We start from the raw sequence: 17,688 nt of genomic DNA on the forward strand, positions 1-17,688 counted from the left end.
ACAGCGGCTCGGCGATACGCGCGGCGCGCAGCCAGTACACCGCCAGGCAGGCTAGGCCACCGACCAGCAGCAGGGTCACGCGCAGGGGCCGGCAGTTTCAGCTCGCCGAGGCCTTCCAGGGCCACGGTGATCAGCAGCATGGCGGCGCCGAACAGGAGGAAACCCGGGGTATCGAAACGGCTGCGCTGCGGGCCGCGCAGATCTGGCATGTAGCGCATCGCTGCCCAGCAGCCGAGCAGGCCGACCGGCAGGTTGATGAGGAAGATCCAGTGCCAGCTGGCCGCTTCCACCAGCCAGCCGCCGAGGGTCGGGCCGATCAACGGGCCGAGCAGGCCGGGTAGGGTGATGAAGCTCATGATCCGCACCAGTTCGGTTCGCGGGTAGGCGCGCAGCACCACCAGACGCCCCACCGGCATCATCAGGGCGCCGCCCAGGCCCTGGATCACTCGTGCGCCGACCAGCATGGCGAGCGACTCGGACAGTGCGCAGAGCAGCGAGCCCAGGCTGAACAGGGCGATGGCGCCGAAGAAGATGCGCCGTGTGCCGAAGCGGTCGGCGATCCAGCCGGAGGCGGGAATCAGCAGCGCCACGGTGAGCATGTAGGCGATCACCACCGACTGCATGCGCAGCGGATCTTCGCCCAGGTCATGGGCCATGGCGGGCAGAGCGGTGTTGAGGATGGTGCCGTCCAGCGTCTGCATGAAGAAGGCGATGGCGACTATCCAAGGCAGCAGGCGGGCGGTGCGTGGATCGAGCAGGGCAGGGGTGGTCATGCTGTTCTCATGGTTTGTGTCCTTCACTCTAGGCTGCTGGTTCAGCAGGGGCAACTGCGGCAGGCTGCGGGCAGGCGCGAGTCAACGGGAGTGCTACGCTGGGTTGACTGGCACATCGCCCGGCAAGGGCTAAGGATGGCTTCATGCGCTGGTTATCTCTGTGGCTTTCGCTGGCCTGTCAGCCATTGCTGGCAGCCGAGTGGTTTCCGTATCCGGTACGTGCCGATGGCCGCCTGCTGGATTACCGGCCTCTGCCGGTGGCCAGCCAGCCCTGGCGGATCTGCGCGCTACTGCCCCATGGCAAGGACCGCTACTGGTGGGGCGTGGCCTGGGGCCTGGATCAGGAGGCCAACCGTCTGGGCGTACGCCTGGGCATCTATGAGGCCGGTGGCTACGAGCATGCCAACGTGCGTTTGCATTTGTACCGGGTGTGGCGTTTTGATGGCAGCCCCAAGTCGCTGGAGAACCAGCGCTTCACTTGGGCTAGCCTTGACAGCTCAGACTTGTCTCCGATTCTGCCAGCCACGGAACCCTTGCTGCCCAAATTGGCGCAGCCCACAGTCATGGCGTTGAGCAATTACGAAGCCGGGTTTGAGGCTTGTGCCAAGCGATTGGAACAGGGACTGAGCCGGGCCACAATGCCGATTTATGTTCAGTTTCGTGAAAAGACCCTAAAGGGCGATGCCTTGATTCAAGCCTTTGAGCACTGTTATGGCTTGTGTCAAAAGACCGGACAGGCCATGTTGTTGAATTCCGATACATGGATCAATCTCGCAGTGCATCTGGACGCTTTGCCGTGTCCGCTTCATTTGACGCAGGCTCATTTGTTGTCCGGTCAATTCCAGGGTGTACAGTGTGCGGGTGCGTCGGTGCACGATACTGACAGTCTGCACATGGCTTTTGATCGAGGTTTGAGTTATGCCGTCTTGGGTGCGGTGAAGCCTACTTCCTCGCACCCGGGGCAACCCGGTTTGGGTTGGCAAGGGTTTCTTGACAGTGCGCTGGGCGCGCGCTTGCCTGTATTTGCGATTGGAGGCTTGGCCTGGGGTGACATGCCGGATGCACGCAGGCATGGTGCCCACGGAATTGCCATGCTCAGTCAGTTTGGGGTGGGCTGAGCAAACTTACAGGTTACAAAGCCTGATCTTGAACTCAATGGGTTCCAGATAGGGGTTGTTTTTGCTGACCCCGTTGGCATTCGGAATGTTGAATCGAATCCACAGCATGTATTTGTTGGCGCTGAATTCGGGTACCACTTCCAGGTCACTGGGTAGATCGACCCGCAAAAGCTGAAATGTTTTGCCGCTCATTTGCTGAGTGTAATTGCCTTGTTCGGCTGTTACCACGCTCATTTCGCCACTATGGCGCAAGATCTTCAAGACAAGTTCAATGGCTTTGGCCAGAGGTCGCATGGGCTCGAACCAGGCCTCAATGTCAAGGCGTCTCGCCTGCGCTGAACGGGATTGCCAGCGGTGATAGCCGGGCAAATCAAATTCGCAAACACCACCCGGAATGGTGCAACGGCTGCGAATAATCATCAAAAATTCATTGTCACGAAGATGATAACCCAATCGACCGTTGCACTGATTCAACTGAGTGGCCGTGGAGTCAATGCTGGCCAAGGTGTCTTCCAGCATGTTGCGATCAACGCCTGGGTGGCCTCGAAACTGAACCAGCGACGTGCGCTGCCTGTCAAGCTCCTGAAGCAAATCGCTTTTCAGATCAGCTCTTGAGCCGACTTCAATGATTTCAAACAGGGTGAGCAGGGCGGTGTGGTGGTCCAGCCGATGGTCTTGAGCCATGAAGAAGCCGAATTTGGCAAACAAATCTTCAAGGCGCAACAGCGTGCGAATTCTCTCGTTGAGTGGAAACTCGTATGTGGTGATTTGAGTGACCGGATTGCTGGTCTGTTGTTCGTCTGTAACTTGAGTCACCGAGCCATCGCAATTAAAAGAAACATCAGGTGTGATTGTGGCGCACCTGTGGTTTTCATGCAAATAGCAAGGTCATTTTTGCGCCTTTTTTATTAATTTTTGGTGCATAAAGTCGATTTTTTCAATCAGTTCGGCTAGATCACCATTGTTTTCGATCACCTGTGTCGCACCTGCCCGCCGTCTCTCTCGGGTGGCCTGGTTTTGCATCACTGTACGCACTTGCGTTTCGGGCCAACCATTGCGTTGAATAACTCTGCGTACCTGTTGTTCCTCCGGGCAATCGACCACGATGATTTCATCCATCAGTTCACCCCAGCCTCCTTTTTCAAACAGCAGGGGCACCACCAGCACAAAGTAAAGCGGGGCACCGGCGTTCAGGTACTGCTGCACGAGCTCGCGGATTTTCGGGTGAAGAATTTTCTCCAGTTCAATACGCTTCCCCGGATCTTTGAAAACCAAAGCCCGCATGTAGTCGCGGTTCATGCTGCCGTCAGGAAGGAGGGCCTCCTCACCAAACGTCTTTTGTATGTCAGGCATGGCAAGCCCCCCGACCTTGGTGAGGCTATGGGCTATTTCATCAGTGTCGATGATGGTTGCACCCAAGGCTTGAAGCCGGTTGGAAACGGCAGTTTTCCCGGACCCGATTCCGCCAGTCAAGCCAACGACCAGTTGCTTGGGTTTGTTCAGGGCTATGTGCATCGCTTGTTTAAATCCATCGGGTCAGGTCAAAGCCTGCCATCCACGCCAAGGCCCCCATCACCAGACAGGGACCAAAGGGAAAGGCCTCCGTTTTCTTCTTGCCACGGATGGTTTGAATGATCAGGCCAAACACAATGCCGGATACGGAGGCAAACAACACCACGCTAAACAGAGAGGTGATGCCCAGCCACGCACCAATTGCAGCCAGCAACTTGAAGTCCCCATAGCCCATGCCTTCTTTGCCGGTGGCCAGTTTGAAAAGTTGGTAAATCAGCCACAACACCAGGTAGCCCATGGCTGCCCCCGACACCGCGCTGGCCAACGGCACGAATTCAACAAAAAGGTTGAACAACAAACCAGCCCACAGAAGCGGCAATGTGATGCTATCGGGCAGCAGGTAAGTATCAAGATCGATCAGCGCCAGGACCAGCAGACAGGCTGCAAATGCCATTAAAGCCAGACCGACGACGCCGGGCGGGTGGAGTAAGGCGATGGCCAGAAAAAGACCCCCACAAAGTAGCTCAACCACCGGATAACGCACCGACACGCGGCTTTTGCAATGCCCGCATTGGCCACGAAGAAGCAGGTAGGAAATCACGGGAATGTTGTGCCATGCTTTCAAAGGCGTTTTACAAGCGGGGCAGTGGGAGGCCGGCAGAAACAGGTTAAACCGCTGAAATTCCTCAGGCTCTCGGCCTTGTGCCTCGGCCAGGTCGGCATCCCATGCGCGTTGCATCATGATGGGCAGGCGGTGGGCGACGACATTCAAAAACGACCCAATGCACAGCCCAAGCAGCACGCTTAGTACAAGCCAATGGAATGGCTCCAAACTATTCAGTGCGGTCAAACAATATCTCCCATATTGAAGATCGGCATGTACATGCCCACAATCAGCACGCCCACCAGTATGCCAATGATGCACATGATCATGGGCTCCATCACGGTAGACAGTGTATCCACTTTGTCATCCAGATTGGTCTCTTATTGGTTGGCCAATCGCTCAAGCATGGAGTCCATCCTGCCCGATTCTTCTCCGATCCGGATCATCTGGATGGATTCGGGCGGGAACAGCCGACTGTTTTCCATGCTGTCAGAAACCCGACCACCCGAGGCAACGGCTTGCCGTATTTCAAGCGTGGCGTCCTGAAAGCTTCGAATTTGGGACACACTGGCCACTGACTCAAGCGCAGAGGTGATCGGTACCCCCGATGCACTGAGCGTCGCGAAAGTACGCGTCCAGCGCGCGTGAACAGCCGTTTTCATGAGATCGCCAATCAAAGGCAGGCGCAACAGCAGTATGTCCATGGAGTTCTTGAATTGTTGATTTCGGCGATACATTTGATACAGGCTGTAAATGCCCAGACCAAAACCCGCCAGCACGATGAGCCCATATTCCTGAAGAAAGCCAGAGGCTTTCAGCAGCAGGGTGGTGAGCAAAGGCAACTCGGCATCGAACTGCGAGTAAATGGATTTGAACGAGGGCAATACGAATAGAAGCATGCCCACAGTGACTGCAATGGCCACCAGCACCACAATGCTTGGGTAAATCATGGCTTTACGCACCTTTTGGCGGATGCGCAAGGTTTTTTCAATGTGAGTGGCCAATCGGCCCAGTGCGCTGTCCAGTTCCCCAGCATTTTCGCCGGCAGCCAGGGTGTTACAAAACAGGTTGTCGAAGCAACGGGGATGTTTGCGCATGGCCTCGCTGAGTTTTAAGCCGCTTTCTACGTCAGCCCGAATGGCTCTGACCACTGCCTGCATACCTCGTTTTGATTTGCTGGTCATGCCACCTGCAATCAGCCCCAGGCTCTGCCCAAGCGGTACACCTGACTGAATCATGACTGCAAGCTGCCTGACAAAAGAGGCCACCAACACGAGTGGAATTTTGCGGCCGGTGTAGGGTTTGGCTTTTCGAAGCGAGCTGGGTTTGACCCCTTGTCGGCTCAACTGATAACGGGCGTGGTCGATTGATTTGGCCCTGATTTCACCTGTTCGGGGTTTTTGTGTTTTGCTTTTGGGTTTTTCTGTCCATAAAAACAGCAGATCCCCGGAGGCGGGTTTCTCTCTCAGATTGGCATTCATCGCGCGCGCTCGCAGGCAGATTAATCGGCTTTTGTCGCGCTCAGAATTTCCTCAATGCTGGTGATGCCCAAGCGAACCTTGGCAACGCCAGATTCACTCATGCTGTCGATGCCTTCCTGGCGGGCGAGACGCTCCAGTTCGAGCGCTGAGGCGCCCGAAATAATGAGTTCCTGCATGGCCTCGGACACGGGTAATACTTCGTAAATTCCGGTGCGACCTGAATATCCTGTGCCATTACACGCTTCGCAGCCCACCGCACAGAAGGGTGTCCAATCCTCTTGGGGGACTTCCTTCAGCAGGCCCGACGTGGTCAAGGCCTGTAGCCCAAGTGGGTGTGGCGACTTGCAGTTGCACAGTTTTCGCACCAGCCGTTGGGCAATAATCAGGCTGACCGAGGAGGCGATGTTGAAGGTTTCAACGCCCATGTTTTTCAGGCGGATAATCGACGAGACGGCGTCGTTGGTATGAAGGGTTGACAGCACCTTGTGACCCGTCTGAGATGCCTTGATTGAGATGTCTGCAGTCTCAAGGTCGCGGATTTCACCGACCATGATGACGTCAGGATCCTGGCGTAGCAGGGCCCGAAGGGCTTTGGCAAACGTCAAGCCGATCCGCTCGTTGATGTTGACCTGGTTGATTCCTGGCAGGTTGATTTCCGCGGGGTCTTCGACAGTGCTGATGTTGATGGAATCGTTGTTCAGCATTTGAAGAAAGGTATACAGAGACACGGTTTTACCGCTGCCTGTGGGGCCTGTGACGAGAATCATGCCGTGTGGCTTTGCCAAGGCTTTTTCGACAGCCGAACGCTGGGTGTTGTCAAACCCGAGTTGCTCAAGTTTCAGCAATGATTTGCTGGAGTCGAGCAGTCGCATCACGATTTTCTCACCGAACAAGGTGGGTAGCGTGCTGACCCGGAAGTCGATTTTTCGTTCGTCAGCACCCAGCGTAAGCCGAATTCGGCCGTCTTGAGGCACACGAGTTTCGGTGGTGTTCAGGCGGCTCATGATCTTGATTCGGGCCGCGATTTTCGATTTGGCGGCCAGCGGGGGCTGAGAGGCTTCCTGCAGCACGCCATCAATGCGGAATCGAACCCGGTAACTTTTTTCGTAGGGCTCAAAATGAATATCCGAGGCCCCTTTTTTCAGTGCATCGCTTAACACTCGCTGAACAAATCGCACGATGGGTGCATCGTCTACGTCAGGTGAGGCTTCTTCGTTGATTGAATTGCCGGCATCAGATTCCACCTCAGTCAGCAGGCCTTCGTCCATACCTTGAGAGGGGTCATTTTTTTCGATTCGACTGATCAATTTGTCATATTCAACCACCACAGGTTCCACCTGCAGCTGCGTACGAAATTTCAGTTGCTGAATGGTGCTGAGGTCGGTGGGGTCCGCCATGGCCACGCTGAGCGAACCGTGGCGGCGATTCAATACAAAAGCTTCCAGTCCCTTTTCAGCCTGGATCAAGTCAGCTTCAATGCTCTCACGGGTGTCGTCAAACTGACTCAGGTCAAGCAAAGGGTAGCCGAAGTGCTGTGCAACCGTGCTCGCAAGAAGCTCTGCGCTTACCAGGCCATTGTTGACAATCCACTCGGCCACTGAGCGGCCTTGGGCCTCCTCAGCAGTCAATTGCTCCAGCTGGGCGTTGTCGAGAATCCCTTTGGCGGTCAGTGCCCGCACAAGCCCTGAGCTTTTGACAATTGCACTACTGATGCTCATAGATCAAGGTCCTTGAAAGTGAAGGGTTTGGATCGAGATGTGTGTTGCCCAACTATGCGTATTCAGTATGTACTTATCAATCACCTAGGCGGATGTTTTTCAGTGACAATCAGGCGTTGCGATTCACCGCAACGTCGCACAACATCGCCAAGGACTCAGTGTAAGGGTTACTGGCCAATGATCCCAAGCGGGTTTTCGCTGATTCTGCAAGCGCCTGTGCCTTGTTTCGGGTGTAGTCCAGCGAACCGGTTTGCTCAATGCTTGCCATAATGGCGTTTACGTCTTGTGTGCCCCCGTTGGCAATCGCATCCCGGATTTGGGTTTGTACCTGCGGTGCGGCATGTTGCATGGCGTGAATCAGGGGCAGGGTGGGTTTGCCCTCGCGCAGGTCGTCGCCCACGTTTTTTCCCAAAGCCGCACTTTCCCCGGCGTAATCGAGCACATCGTCGATCAACTGAAAAGCGCTGCCTACTTCTGCTCCAAATTGACCCAGGTTGGCGATCACTTCCTTGCTTTGACCGGTCACAATCCCCGCCAGGCGGCATGAAGCTTCAAACAACTTGGCGGTTTTGAAGTCGATGACCTGCATGTATCGGGCTTCTGTGACGTCGGGATCCTTGCAGTTGAGCAATTGCAATACCTCGCCTTCGGCGATGGTGTTGGTGGCCTCAGAAAGCACATCCATCACATCCATCAAACCAATTTTTACCATCATCTGAAATGAGCGCGAATAGAGGAAGTCGCCCACCAGTACAGCGGCGGAGTTTCCGTATTCGGCGTTTGCGGTGAGACGACCACGGCGCATGTCCGATTCATCGACCACATCGTCGTGTAGCAGCGTTGCGGTATGAATGAATTCAACAATTGCTGCCAATTCAATGGCTTGCTGCATCTGTTGTGGGTTTGCGCCCAGTGCCCGGGCTGTCAAAATGACCAATGCGGGGCGCAGGCGTTTTCCACCGGCGTTGATGATGTAATCGCTGATTTGGTTAATCAGGCTGACCTCGGAATGCAGGCTGGTTCGAATGACCTGGTCAAGTTGCTGCATGTCGGCCGCGATGGGGGACAACACGCTTTTCACACTGGGCGCTGGGCTGGGCATGGGTTCACTGCATGTCTGGTTGATTTATGTTGCGCTTATTGTACTTGACGGTGTTTGCCAAAAGCCGCGTTTCATGAGCAGAATGAACGATGAATGATCACAAGGCTTTGACAACATTGCACTTTCCGAGCATAATTGCGGGCTATCCGAATTTTTTCGGGTTCGATTATCAAGAAACTAAGGGTCAACTATGTACGCGGTCATAAAAACCGGCGGCAAGCAATACAAGGTTGCTGCTGGTGAAAAACTTAAAGTAGAACAGATACCTGCTGACATTGGCCAAGAAATCTCTCTGGACGAAGTGCTCGCTGTTGGTAGCGGTGACACAGTTAAAGTGGGTACTCCACTGGTTCAAGGGGCTTCGGTCAAGGCAGTTGTTTTGGCACACGGTCGTCACGACAAAGTGAAGATCTTCAAGATGCGTCGTCGCAAGCACTATCAAAAGCGTCAAGGCCATCGCCAGAACTTCACTCAAATCCAGATCCAAGCCATCAACGCTTGATAGAGGAGAATGACTCATGGCAAGTAAGAAAGGCGGCGGCTCTACGCGCAACGGACGTGACTCAGAAGCCAAGCGACTGGGTGTGAAGGTGTTTGGCGGCCAGGCAATCAATGCCGGCGGCATCATCATTCGCCAACGCGGTACACGTTTTCATGCTGGCGACAACGTCGGCATGGGCAAAGATCACACATTGTTTGCACTGACCGACGGTCAGGTGCAGTTCTCAGTGAAGGGCGCCTTGCGCCGCAAAACTGTGAGCGTGGTCAGCGAAGGCTAATCCTTCGTTTGCACCGCACACCGTGCTTGGTCCAATAGCCCTGCATTGCAGGGCTATTTTCGTTTTGGGCCAAGTACATTCATTTTCAGAGTAAAACAAACCAAGTCGGCAGGCTTGGTTATCAAGCCTGGTTATCAGGCGCAGTTATCGGGAACAGACATGAAATTCATCGACGAAGCAACAATTGAGGTGTTCGCGGGCAAGGGCGGTAATGGCTCTGGCAGCTTTCGTCGCGAGAAATTCATTCCTAAAGGCGGGCCAGATGGTGGTGATGGCGGCAAGGGTGGCAGCGTGTTTGCCGAGGCCGACCGCAACCTGAATACCTTGATTGATTACCGCTTTTCGAAGCAACACCGTGCCAAAAATGGTGAAAATGGCCGTGGCTCGGATTGCTATGGTGCCGCAGGTCCCGACATCGTGTTGAAAATGCCGGTGGGTACCACCATTGTGAATGCTGAAACCGGCCTGGTTGTGGCCGACCTCACGGAGCACGGCCAGCAGGTTTTGATTGCCAAGGGTGGCGACGGCGGCTTGGGCAATATTCACTTTAAAAGCAGCGTGAACCGGGCGCCGCGTCAATTCACCAAAGGCAAAGACGGGGAGTCCGCCCGCTACAAGCTGGAACTGAAGGTGCTGGCGGACGTGGGGTTGCTGGGCATGCCCAATGCCGGCAAATCCACCTTGATAGCCGCAGTGTCAAACGCCCGCCCAAAGATTGCAGATTACCCGTTTACGACCCTGCACCCTAACCTGGGTGTGGTACGCATTGGGCACGCACAAAGCTTCGTGATCGCCGATGTGCCTGGTTTAATTGAAGGTGCCGCTGAAGGTGCGGGCTTGGGTCACCAGTTTTTGAAACACCTCAGTCGCACACGGGTACTGTTGCACTTGGTCGACTTGGCCCCTTTCGATGAAAACGTAGACCCAGTGCACGAGGCTGCTGCCATTGTTGAAGAACTGCGCAAATACGATGAAAACTTGTGGGCCAAACCCCGCTGGTTGGTGTTGAATAAAATCGACATGATTGCGGAAGGCGACCGGAAAGCGAAAATCGACGATTTTGTGACCCGTTACCGCGAGAAAACCGGTTGGCAGGGCCAGGTTCACCCCATCTCGAGTTTGACAGGTGAGAACACGGCGAACTTGATGCGTTCGGTGTACGAGAACCTGGTGCAGCAAATGCAGGTTGAGTTTCCGCCCGAGCCTGACGCACGCTTTCGCGAAAGCACAGGTACACTCATCAATCCTCAAGAAACTGACGACGATCAGGAGTAATTTCCGTGGCAGAGAAATCTCTGGCAAATCAACGTGTAGTTGTTAAAGTAGGCAGCTCCCTGGTCACCAAAGGCGGCAAGGGCGTGGACATGGAGTCCATTCGGGCCTGGGCAGCACAAATTGCCGAATTGACGAACCAAGGCTGCGAGGTGGTGTTGGTATCGTCCGGTGCGATTGCTGAGGGTATGAAACGCCTGAAATGGGCCAAGCGCCCCAAAGAAATTCATGAACTGCAAGCCGCCGCGGCGGTGGGGCAAATGGGATTGGTGCATGCCTATGAAATCGGTTTCGCTGAACATGGGCTTGTATGCGCGCAGGTCTTGCTAACCCACGCTGATCTGGCTGATCGCGAACGTTACCTGAACGCCCGCTCCACCCTGTATTCGCTTTTGGGCCACAAAGTGGTGCCCATCATCAATGAAAACGACACAGTGGTCACCGATGAAATTCGCTTTGGTGACAACGACACCTTGGGTGCCTTGGTCACCAACTTGGTGGAAGCGGACACCTTGGTTATCTTGACCGACCAGGTGGGACTGTATAGCGCTGACCCCCGCAAGAACCCGGATGCCAAATTCATCCACGAAGAAACCGCAGGCAACCCAGAGCTTGAAAAAATGGCAGGCGGTGCTGGCAGCAGTGTAGGCACTGGCGGCATGATCACGAAAATTCTGGCGGCCAAGCGGGCCGCACGAAGTGGCGCCGCCACGGTCATTGCCAGTGGCCATGAGCCCAATGTGCTGGTTCGCCTCATGAAAGGTGAATCCGTGGGCACCTACTTGAAGGCTCCCATGGGTCGCCTGGCTGCACGGAAGCAGTGGATGGCCGACCATTTGAAATTGAAAGGCTCACTCCTGCTGGATGCCGGTGCCGCAGAGGCTTTGCGCAAGAAAAAGGGCAGCCTTCTGCCAATTGGCGTTACCGGTTGTCAAGGCAATTTTCAGCGTGGTGATGTAGTCGCCTGCTTGAGCCCTGAGGGCGAGGAAGTGGCCCGTGGCCTGGTGAATTATGCAGCTGCTGAGGTCAAAAAAATTGCCAAGCAACCCACCAGCGCGATAGAGTCCATCCTTGGTTATCTGGATGAACCCGAGCTGATTCACCGCGACAACATGGTGGTATTGGCCTAACACGAATTGGAGTGCGCCGATGGAACTGTCGATGTGGAAAAACAGCGGGCAGTTTTTCGAATGGAAAGGCCACTCCATATTTGTGCAAGACACTGCAGCCGCCAACAAACCTGTTCTGTTGCTTATTCATGGTTTTCCGACCGCCAGTTACGACTTCCATTTGCTATGGCCTGAATTGGCCGAAACTCATCGCCTGATTGCATTTGACATGCTGGGGTACGGCTATTCTGACAAGCCGCGCACCTGGCGGCATTCCATTTTTAATCAGGCCGACATTGCTGAAGCCTTGCTGAAAAGCAAAGGAATTGATGCATGCACAATGATCACCCATGACGTGGGTGACACGGTGGGGCAAGAGCTTCTGGCCCGCCATGCGGAGGGTAGGCTGGGGTTCAAGCTTGAGCGCGTGGTGATGCTCAACGGCGGGCTTTTTCCAGAACACACCGCGCCATTCTGGTTCAAAAGCTGCTGCTCAGCCCCTTGGGTTTTGTATTCACACGCTTGATGAAAAAAGAAAAGCTGGCCGCCAGCCTACGCAGCGTATGCTCGGAAGGGCTGAGCGATGCCGACATTGATGCGGCGTGGACGTTGATGGCTCACAAAAAAGGAAACTTGTGCATGCACCTGTTGATTCAGTACATGCGTGAGAGGCGAGAAAACCGCGACCGTTGGGTACAAGCCTTGCAGAAGGCCGACATGCCATTTGCACTGATCGACGGTGTCGAAGATCCCATTTCCGGCGAACACATGGTGCAGCGCTTCGAGGAACTGGTGCCTGGCAAAAAAACCATTCGACTGGCTGGTTTGGGCCACTATCCGCATTTGGAAGACGCGACGAGAGTGTTGGCTGTTTTAAAGCCATTGCTTGCGCACTAGCCCGATCTTGATTAACCCAAAATAGTGGTTTTTGCTCTGCGTTATCTCTGTTGATACGCTTCGCCTTTTATTAAGGGGTTGCCATGTCATATGAGGTGGATTACGAATTTCTTTCCAAATTAGAGGGCGGGTGCAGAACCGGCGGCTACATACCTGATTTGGAGAAAAGTAAAAGCGGCGTAACAATTGCAACGGGCTTTGATTTGGGAGCCCGTAACGAGGATGATCTACGTCGACTTGGCATTCAGGGTTCTCTACTTAAAAAGTTGACACCTTATCTTGGGCTGAAAAAGCATGACGCTGCCAGGAAACTCGAGAAAAGCCCGCTAAGCATTTCTACGACCGAATGTCTACAAATTGATCAAGTGGTTAAAACCCATTATCTGGCGCATCTTGCCAACCGATATAACAGTGCCATTTCAAGTGGTGCAGTGAAATTCGAGGACCTAAGGCCCGAGTTTCAAACGGTGATTGCCTCCGTATCTTTCCAGTACGGTTTGGAATTGGCCCGGTCGGCTCCAAAGTTTTGGGCCTCTGTCGTTGGGCAGGATTGGAAACTCGCCGTCAAAATACTTCGAAACTTTCAGGATCAATATCCAACGAGAAGAAATAAAGAAGCGGACCTGATGGAGGGAGCACTTTGAGAACCCTTCTGCTGTGTCTTTTATTCACGCTTATTGGATGCTCAAATGCCAAATCCATTGAACATCGCTATTTCTGGCTTGATCCAGATGTGCGTGAAAAAGTGCAAAACCCATCTGAAGAATTACTGACATCTCGACCTCAGCTCGAATTTGCGAACGGAAGTTCAGCAAGTAACTGCGAGGAGTATTTTCAGCAACAAGGTGAGGTAAACGAGACTGCCGCAAACCACTCTGCGCGCTCTCATTATTTAATTTGTGACGCATTGAAACTGGCCGACACATGGCCACCAAAGCTTGAGGATAAGCCGATTGAAGAAGACCTGTCTTTGTGTTCGACCTTCAGTTTGAGCAGTTTCGAACATTCCCTCCGACCACGTGTTGAAGCGGATGGCGCCACGCTGACCCAATTGTTTGGCGAGGAAGCGATAGAGGGATTGAATACCTGTAGTTTCCAAGGAGAGGGTCGAAATTTTGTCCTGAATGCGGTTTTGCTCGTTCAGGAAAAGGAAGGGCCAAAAAGGATGTGGGTGTGGGTGATCGATGAAATATTGGATGCCACCTATCGTTCTTACGAGGCTGTTTGGTTTGTTTTCGACGAGTCCAAAAGCATGTGGATTGCTACCCAATAAAAAAACGCNACCAAGTGGTTCGCGTTTTTTTATGTCGACTCAGGTTTTGCTTGGGTTTCCTCGGTTTTCACGGCGGGTTCCCAGTGGTCGCCCCTTGGCAATCGCCTCGGGTCATTTCTGGAAAACAGCAGTTTGGCCAACTCTCCCAATGCTTGTTTGTACACTTCCCGTTTGAAATCAATAACGTTTTCAAGTGGAACCCAATACTCGTTCCAACGCCAGGCATCAAATTCAGGGTGCTCAGTAGCCCGCAGGCTGACATCGCAATCCCTTCCAACCAATTTCAGCAAAAACCAGATTTGTTTCTGGCCTTTGTAGCTTCCCCGCCATTCCCGTCGAATCCAGTGATCGGGTACGGTGTACCGCAGCCAATTCCTGGTTCTTCCTATAATTTCAACATGTTCTGGCAACAAGCCAACTTCTTCGTGGAGTTCCCGGTACATGGCTTGTTCAGGCGATTCACCATGTTTAATTCCGCCCTGCGGAAATTGCCAGGAATGTTCACGAATTCGCTTACCCCAAAAGACCTGCTTTCGGGAATTGGTCAAAATAATGCCGACGTTGGGACGGTAGCCTTCTTTATCAAGCATACGCGCCCCGCAGATTTCTTTACAATTCAGAGTCATTATAAGCACGAGCTTGCGTTTGTACACCTAGGGTATCCGCGCTGCGGGCGGATAAAAGTACAATCGCAGTTCTAACCAATTCATTACTCAAGAGTTTTTTGCAAATGCGCGCCACCCAGTTTTTTTTGAATACCCTGAAAGAAGCCCCTGCTGACGCTGAAGTGATCAGCCATCAGCTGATGATGCGGGCTGGCATGATCAAGCGTTTGGCCGGTGGCATTTACACCTACATGCCCGTGGGGCTGCGCTCCATTCGCAAGGTAGAAAATATTGTTCGCGAAGAAATGAACCGCGCGGGTGCTCTTGAATTGCTAATGCCAGCTGTTCAACCTGCCGAGCTTTGGCAAGAAAGTGGTCGTTGGGAAAAGTACGGTCCTGAGCTGCTGCGTTTGAAAGACCGTCATGACCGGGACTTTGTAATTGGCCCTACACATGAAGAAGTGATTACTGATGTAGTTCGCAAGGAAGTGAAGAGCTACCGCCAGTTGCCCTTGAACCTGTATCAGATTCAAACCAAGTTTCGCGATGAAATTCGCCCACGTTTTGGCGTGATGCGCGGCCGCGAATTCGTGATGAAAGACGCGTATTCATTCGACCGTACTCAAGAAGCTGCCCTGAAAACCTACGATGTCATGTACGACGCGTACCGCCGTATTTTTACCCGCTTGGGTTTGAACTTCCGTGCAGTGAATGCCGACACCGGTTCAATTGGCGGCAACCGCAGCCATGAGTTTCACGTGATTGCCGACACGGGTGAAGATGCAATTGCGTTTTGCCCCAGTTCAGACTACGCCGCCAATGTGGAGCTGGCCGAAGCGGTTTGCACCGCGCAGCGCCCAGCTGCGAGCAAGACCATGGACAAGGTGCACACTCCCGGTAATTCAACCTGTGAAGCCGTTGCAGCGCAGCTGGGTTTGCCTTTGGCCGCAACGGTGAAGAGTGTGGTGTTTGCCAACGAGTGGCTGGATAAAAATGAAACCAAACCAAGCCGAAAGGTACAGATCATTTTGGCGCTTGTGCGCGGCGATCATGAGGTGAATGACATCAAGTTGGGCAAACTGGCGGGTGTACAAGAACTTCGCTTGGCCACCGAAGGTGAAATTGTGGCAGCTTTTGGAACCAAGCCGGGCTACCTGGGGCCAGTCGGCTTGCCGGCTGATGTGCGTGTCGTGGCTGATCGCAGTGTCGCCGCCATGGGTGATTTTGTGTGCGGTGCCAACGCCGCAGACTATCACTACGCTGGCGTGAATTGGGGTCGTGATTTACCCGAGCCCGAGGTGGCAGACATTCGCAATGTGGTTGAAGGCGACCCCTCGCCCGATGGCAAAGGTGTACTGGCCATGTGCCGTGGCATTGAAGTGGGTCACGTATTTTATTTGGGCACCAAGTATTCGGAAGCCCTGCAAGCCAAATTCCTAGATGAAAACGGCAAGCCTGCAGTGATCGAAATGGGTTGCTATGGCATTGGTGTTACCCGTATTTTGGGTGCAGCGATTGAGCAAAACTTTGACGACCGCGGCATTGTCTGGCCGTTGAGCATTGCGCCTTTCGAGGTGGTGTTGTGCCCGATTGGCTACAAGAAAAGCGAAGAGGTAAAGGCTCAGGCTGACAGGCTTTACCAGATGCTGAAAGACGCTGGCGTGGATGTGATGCTGGACGACCGCGATGAGCGGCCAGGTGTGATGTTCGCTGATTGGGAGTTGATCGGCGTGCCGCTGCGGGTTACCTTGGGTGACCGTGGCCTGAAAGAAGGCAAAGTGGAATTCCAGTCGCGTGATGGCAAGGTTGAAAAGCGCGATGTTGAAGTTGGGGAAATTTTTGAGCAGTTGCGTGTTGAACTTGCCAACAGGCAAGTTACTTTATAATCCATTTGCCCGGTTGGCGTGTAGCGCCCGCCGGGTGCTTGCGCTAGCCGGGGCTGTATTGGCTTTGGCTGGTGTTGCTTCACCGGTTCATGCCAATCAGCAGTACGAACCCATGGCGGATCATGTTCGCCTGGCGCTTCGCACCGCCTTGAATGCCCCTGCGGCACCCCGTCCAATTTTCGATTCCGTCGGCCATCGAATTGACTGGATGGCCGAGATGTCGCGCCGTTTGGCCCGCCGTGTTCCCGATTTCAGCGAGCGAACAGAGCTGATCAAGATTATTCGCTATGAAGCGCAGCGAGTTGGCATTGACCCTCAAATTATTTTTGCCCTGATTGAAGTGGAGAGTAACTTTCGTGCCGATGCAGTTAGCCATGCCGGGGCCATTGGCTTGATGCAGGTGATGCCGTTTTGGACCGATGTGTTGTCGCGGGGAAGTTCTCGGGAGTTGTTTGAGCCGCGCGTAAACATTCGTTACGGCTGCCTTATTTTGCGGCATTACCTGGATATTGAAAAAGGCAATCTGGACCGGGCCTTGGGGCGTTACAACGGCAGCCTCGGGAAGATGACCTATCCCAATCTGGTGTATGACCGCTTGGATCGGAATTGGGGCTATAGCTACGTTGAGCCGCCGAAGCCTGCGCCTCGAATTGCGGGTGACTTTTGATCTGAACTTGAATGGCCACCGCTGCTGTTGGTAGCCCACTCGGCTTGGGTTACTTGTTCCGCACTGAAAACCGCTTGATCCCTTTTTGAATGGATTCTTGCTCACCGAGCTCGGCAAAAGGGCGGGCCGAGTCTCGGTGTCGGCTTGTGGCCGAGCGCTGCGAATCCACTCAAACGGGGCGATTTTCTTGAAGTGCGCCCCAAGCAATCCCACTGCCGAGTTGGCTCAAACCCGCAGAGTGCGACCCATGGCAAGTTCAGCTCCCGAATCTCCCGGTCAGCGTTTCTCCATCACAACGCAACCCACGACTGTGTTCAACGCCCAATCGGCGGCGGTGTTTCGATCGCCTCGCTTTCAAGAAAACCTGCCCTTGTGTGCCGAGCAGGGCCGGTGTTGCCCAGCATGGGCGACAGAGAACGGACCCGACCCGCAGTTTAGGAGGGGTCGTTCTCAGGCATCGCAAGGCTCAGCAAGGGATCAACAGGTTTTCTGGCGAGAGATCGGAACCCAAGCCGATCGGGAAGCTAACAGGCAGGCGAGAGATTGAAACCCAAGCCGATTACATGCCTGGAAACCCGCCACCTGGCGGCATGCCGCCTCCAGGGAAGCCGCCTTTTCCGCCGGGGCCACCCATGCCACCCATTTTGCGCATCAATTTGGCCAAGCCACCTTTTTGCATGCTCTTCATCATGTCGCGCATTTGCTCAAACTGCTTGAGCAAGCGGTTCACTTCCTGAACCTGAACGCCCGCACCTGCTGCGATACGGCGTTTGCGTGAAGCTTTTAGCAGGTCAGGCTTGGTCCGCTCTTCAATGGTCATCGAAAAAATAATGGCCTCGGTGCGTTTCATCTGCTTTTCAGCCGCAGCAGCGTCCACTTCGCCAGCGCCTTT

The 17,688-nt window shown here is 54.1% G+C and carries 19 protein-coding genes and 1 pseudogene; 11 read left to right on the top strand and 9 right to left on the bottom strand.

All coding sequences use genetic code 11. From position 1 onward, the window contains the following. A partial coding sequence (locus tag A0129_RS13850) for an MFS transporter (RefSeq protein WP_367189994.1) occupies positions 1 to 773 on the bottom strand: 773 nt, incomplete at its 3' end. Between the two features lie 143 nt (positions 774 to 916). Between A0129_RS13850 and A0129_RS13855 the strand changes: the two genes are divergently transcribed. Further along, positions 917 to 1,891 (top strand): thiamine phosphate synthase, encoded by a 975-nt coding sequence (locus A0129_RS13855; protein WP_291715892.1) that lies wholly within the window; start codon positions 917 to 919, stop codon positions 1,889 to 1,891. Positions 1,892 to 1,897: 6 nt separating this feature from the next. Here the strand turns inward: A0129_RS13855 and zapD are convergent, their stop codons facing one another. The 6 genes from zapD to A0129_RS13885 all read right to left on the bottom strand — a co-directional run bounded on the left by zapD (position 1,898) and on the right by A0129_RS13885 (position 8,308). Further along, entirely contained in the window at positions 1,898 to 2,707 is an 810-nt protein-coding gene (gene zapD / locus A0129_RS13860; RefSeq protein ID WP_291715894.1) for a cell division protein ZapD, read from the bottom strand. A gap of 72 nt (positions 2,708 to 2,779) precedes the next feature. Next, the gene (coaE, locus tag A0129_RS13865; RefSeq protein WP_291715895.1) at positions 2,780 to 3,406 is read right to left on the bottom strand and encodes a dephospho-CoA kinase; all 627 of its coding nucleotides are present in this window, start codon (positions 3,404 to 3,406) and stop codon (positions 2,780 to 2,782) included. 7 nt (positions 3,407 to 3,413) lie between these two features. After that, positions 3,414 to 4,253, bottom strand: a complete 840-nt coding sequence (locus tag A0129_RS13870) for an A24 family peptidase (RefSeq protein WP_291715897.1) — start codon at positions 4,251 to 4,253, stop codon at positions 3,414 to 3,416. Between the two features lie 134 nt (positions 4,254 to 4,387). Then, positions 4,388 to 5,488 carry a type II secretion system F family protein gene (locus A0129_RS13875; protein WP_291715898.1) on the bottom strand — a complete coding sequence of 367 codons (1,101 nt, stop codon included), beginning with the start codon at positions 5,486 to 5,488 and terminating at the stop codon, positions 4,388 to 4,390. A 20-nt stretch (positions 5,489 to 5,508) separates the two neighbouring features. After that, positions 5,509 to 7,206, bottom strand: coding sequence for a type IV-A pilus assembly ATPase PilB (pilB, locus tag A0129_RS13880; RefSeq protein WP_291715900.1), 1,698 nt, complete (start codon positions 7,204 to 7,206; stop codon positions 5,509 to 5,511). Between the two features lie 109 nt (positions 7,207 to 7,315). Continuing rightward, entirely contained in the window at positions 7,316 to 8,308 is a 993-nt protein-coding gene (locus A0129_RS13885; RefSeq protein WP_291715902.1) for a polyprenyl synthetase family protein, read from the bottom strand. 190 nt (positions 8,309 to 8,498) lie between these two features. Between A0129_RS13885 and rplU the strand changes: the two genes are divergently transcribed. The 8 genes from rplU (at position 8,499) to A0129_RS13925 (ending at position 13,638) form a co-directional block, all read left to right on the top strand. Then, positions 8,499 to 8,810 carry a 50S ribosomal protein L21 gene (gene rplU / locus A0129_RS13890; protein WP_291715905.1) on the top strand — a complete coding sequence of 104 codons (312 nt, stop codon included), beginning with the start codon at positions 8,499 to 8,501 and terminating at the stop codon, positions 8,808 to 8,810. 16 nt (positions 8,811 to 8,826) lie between these two features. Beyond that, complete coding sequence (gene rpmA, locus A0129_RS13895) at positions 8,827 to 9,087, top strand: 50S ribosomal protein L27 (protein WP_105027263.1); 261 nt, start codon at positions 8,827 to 8,829, stop codon at positions 9,085 to 9,087. Positions 9,088 to 9,246: 159 nt separating this feature from the next. After that, entirely contained in the window at positions 9,247 to 10,362 is a 1,116-nt protein-coding gene (cgtA, locus tag A0129_RS13900) for an Obg family GTPase CgtA (RefSeq protein WP_291715907.1), read from the top strand. 5 nt (positions 10,363 to 10,367) lie between these two features. Further along, positions 10,368 to 11,489: a glutamate 5-kinase gene (proB, locus tag A0129_RS13905; protein WP_291715909.1), complete on the top strand. Its 1,122-nt coding sequence runs from the start codon at positions 10,368 to 10,370 to the stop codon at positions 11,487 to 11,489. Between the two features lie 19 nt (positions 11,490 to 11,508). Next, positions 11,509 to 11,994, top strand: coding sequence for an alpha/beta fold hydrolase (locus tag A0129_RS13910; protein WP_291715911.1), 486 nt, complete (start codon positions 11,509 to 11,511; stop codon positions 11,992 to 11,994). Continuing rightward, on the top strand, positions 11,994 to 12,365 hold the full coding sequence (locus tag A0129_RS13915; RefSeq protein WP_291715913.1) for an alpha/beta hydrolase: 372 nt from the start codon (positions 11,994 to 11,996) through the stop codon (positions 12,363 to 12,365). Before A0129_RS13910 ends, A0129_RS13915 begins: the two co-directional genes overlap by 1 nt. A gap of 83 nt (positions 12,366 to 12,448) precedes the next feature. Further along, positions 12,449 to 13,009: a pesticin C-terminus-like muramidase gene (locus A0129_RS13920; protein WP_291715915.1), complete on the top strand. Its 561-nt coding sequence runs from the start codon at positions 12,449 to 12,451 to the stop codon at positions 13,007 to 13,009. Then, positions 13,006 to 13,638, top strand: a complete 633-nt coding sequence (locus A0129_RS13925) for a hypothetical protein (protein WP_291715917.1) — start codon at positions 13,006 to 13,008, stop codon at positions 13,636 to 13,638. The genes A0129_RS13920 and A0129_RS13925 overlap by 4 nt, the downstream gene beginning before the upstream one ends. Positions 13,639 to 13,667: 29 nt before the next feature. On the opposite strand, the gene A0129_RS13930 is transcribed toward A0129_RS13925, so the two are convergent. Continuing rightward, positions 13,668 to 14,228, bottom strand: a complete 561-nt coding sequence (locus A0129_RS13930) for an RNA pyrophosphohydrolase (RefSeq protein ID WP_275272059.1) — start codon at positions 14,226 to 14,228, stop codon at positions 13,668 to 13,670. 140 nt (positions 14,229 to 14,368) lie between these two features. Between A0129_RS13930 and A0129_RS13935 the strand changes: the two genes are divergently transcribed. Next, positions 14,369 to 16,129 (top strand): proline--tRNA ligase, encoded by a 1,761-nt coding sequence (locus A0129_RS13935; protein ID WP_291715918.1) that lies wholly within the window; start codon positions 14,369 to 14,371, stop codon positions 16,127 to 16,129. After that, positions 16,098 to 16,796, top strand: a complete 699-nt coding sequence (locus A0129_RS13940) for a lytic transglycosylase domain-containing protein (RefSeq protein ID WP_291715921.1) — start codon at positions 16,098 to 16,100, stop codon at positions 16,794 to 16,796. Before A0129_RS13935 ends, A0129_RS13940 begins: the two co-directional genes overlap by 32 nt. A gap of 559 nt (positions 16,797 to 17,355) precedes the next feature. Here A0129_RS13940 and A0129_RS13945 read toward each other — a convergent pair. After that, positions 17,356 to 17,688: pseudogene (locus A0129_RS13945) on the bottom strand (signal recognition particle protein); the annotation flags it as partial.

The organism is Limnobacter sp. CACIAM 66H1, assembly GCF_001601825.1.
In the GTDB taxonomy this organism is placed as follows: domain Bacteria; phylum Pseudomonadota; class Gammaproteobacteria; order Burkholderiales; family Burkholderiaceae_B; genus Limnobacter.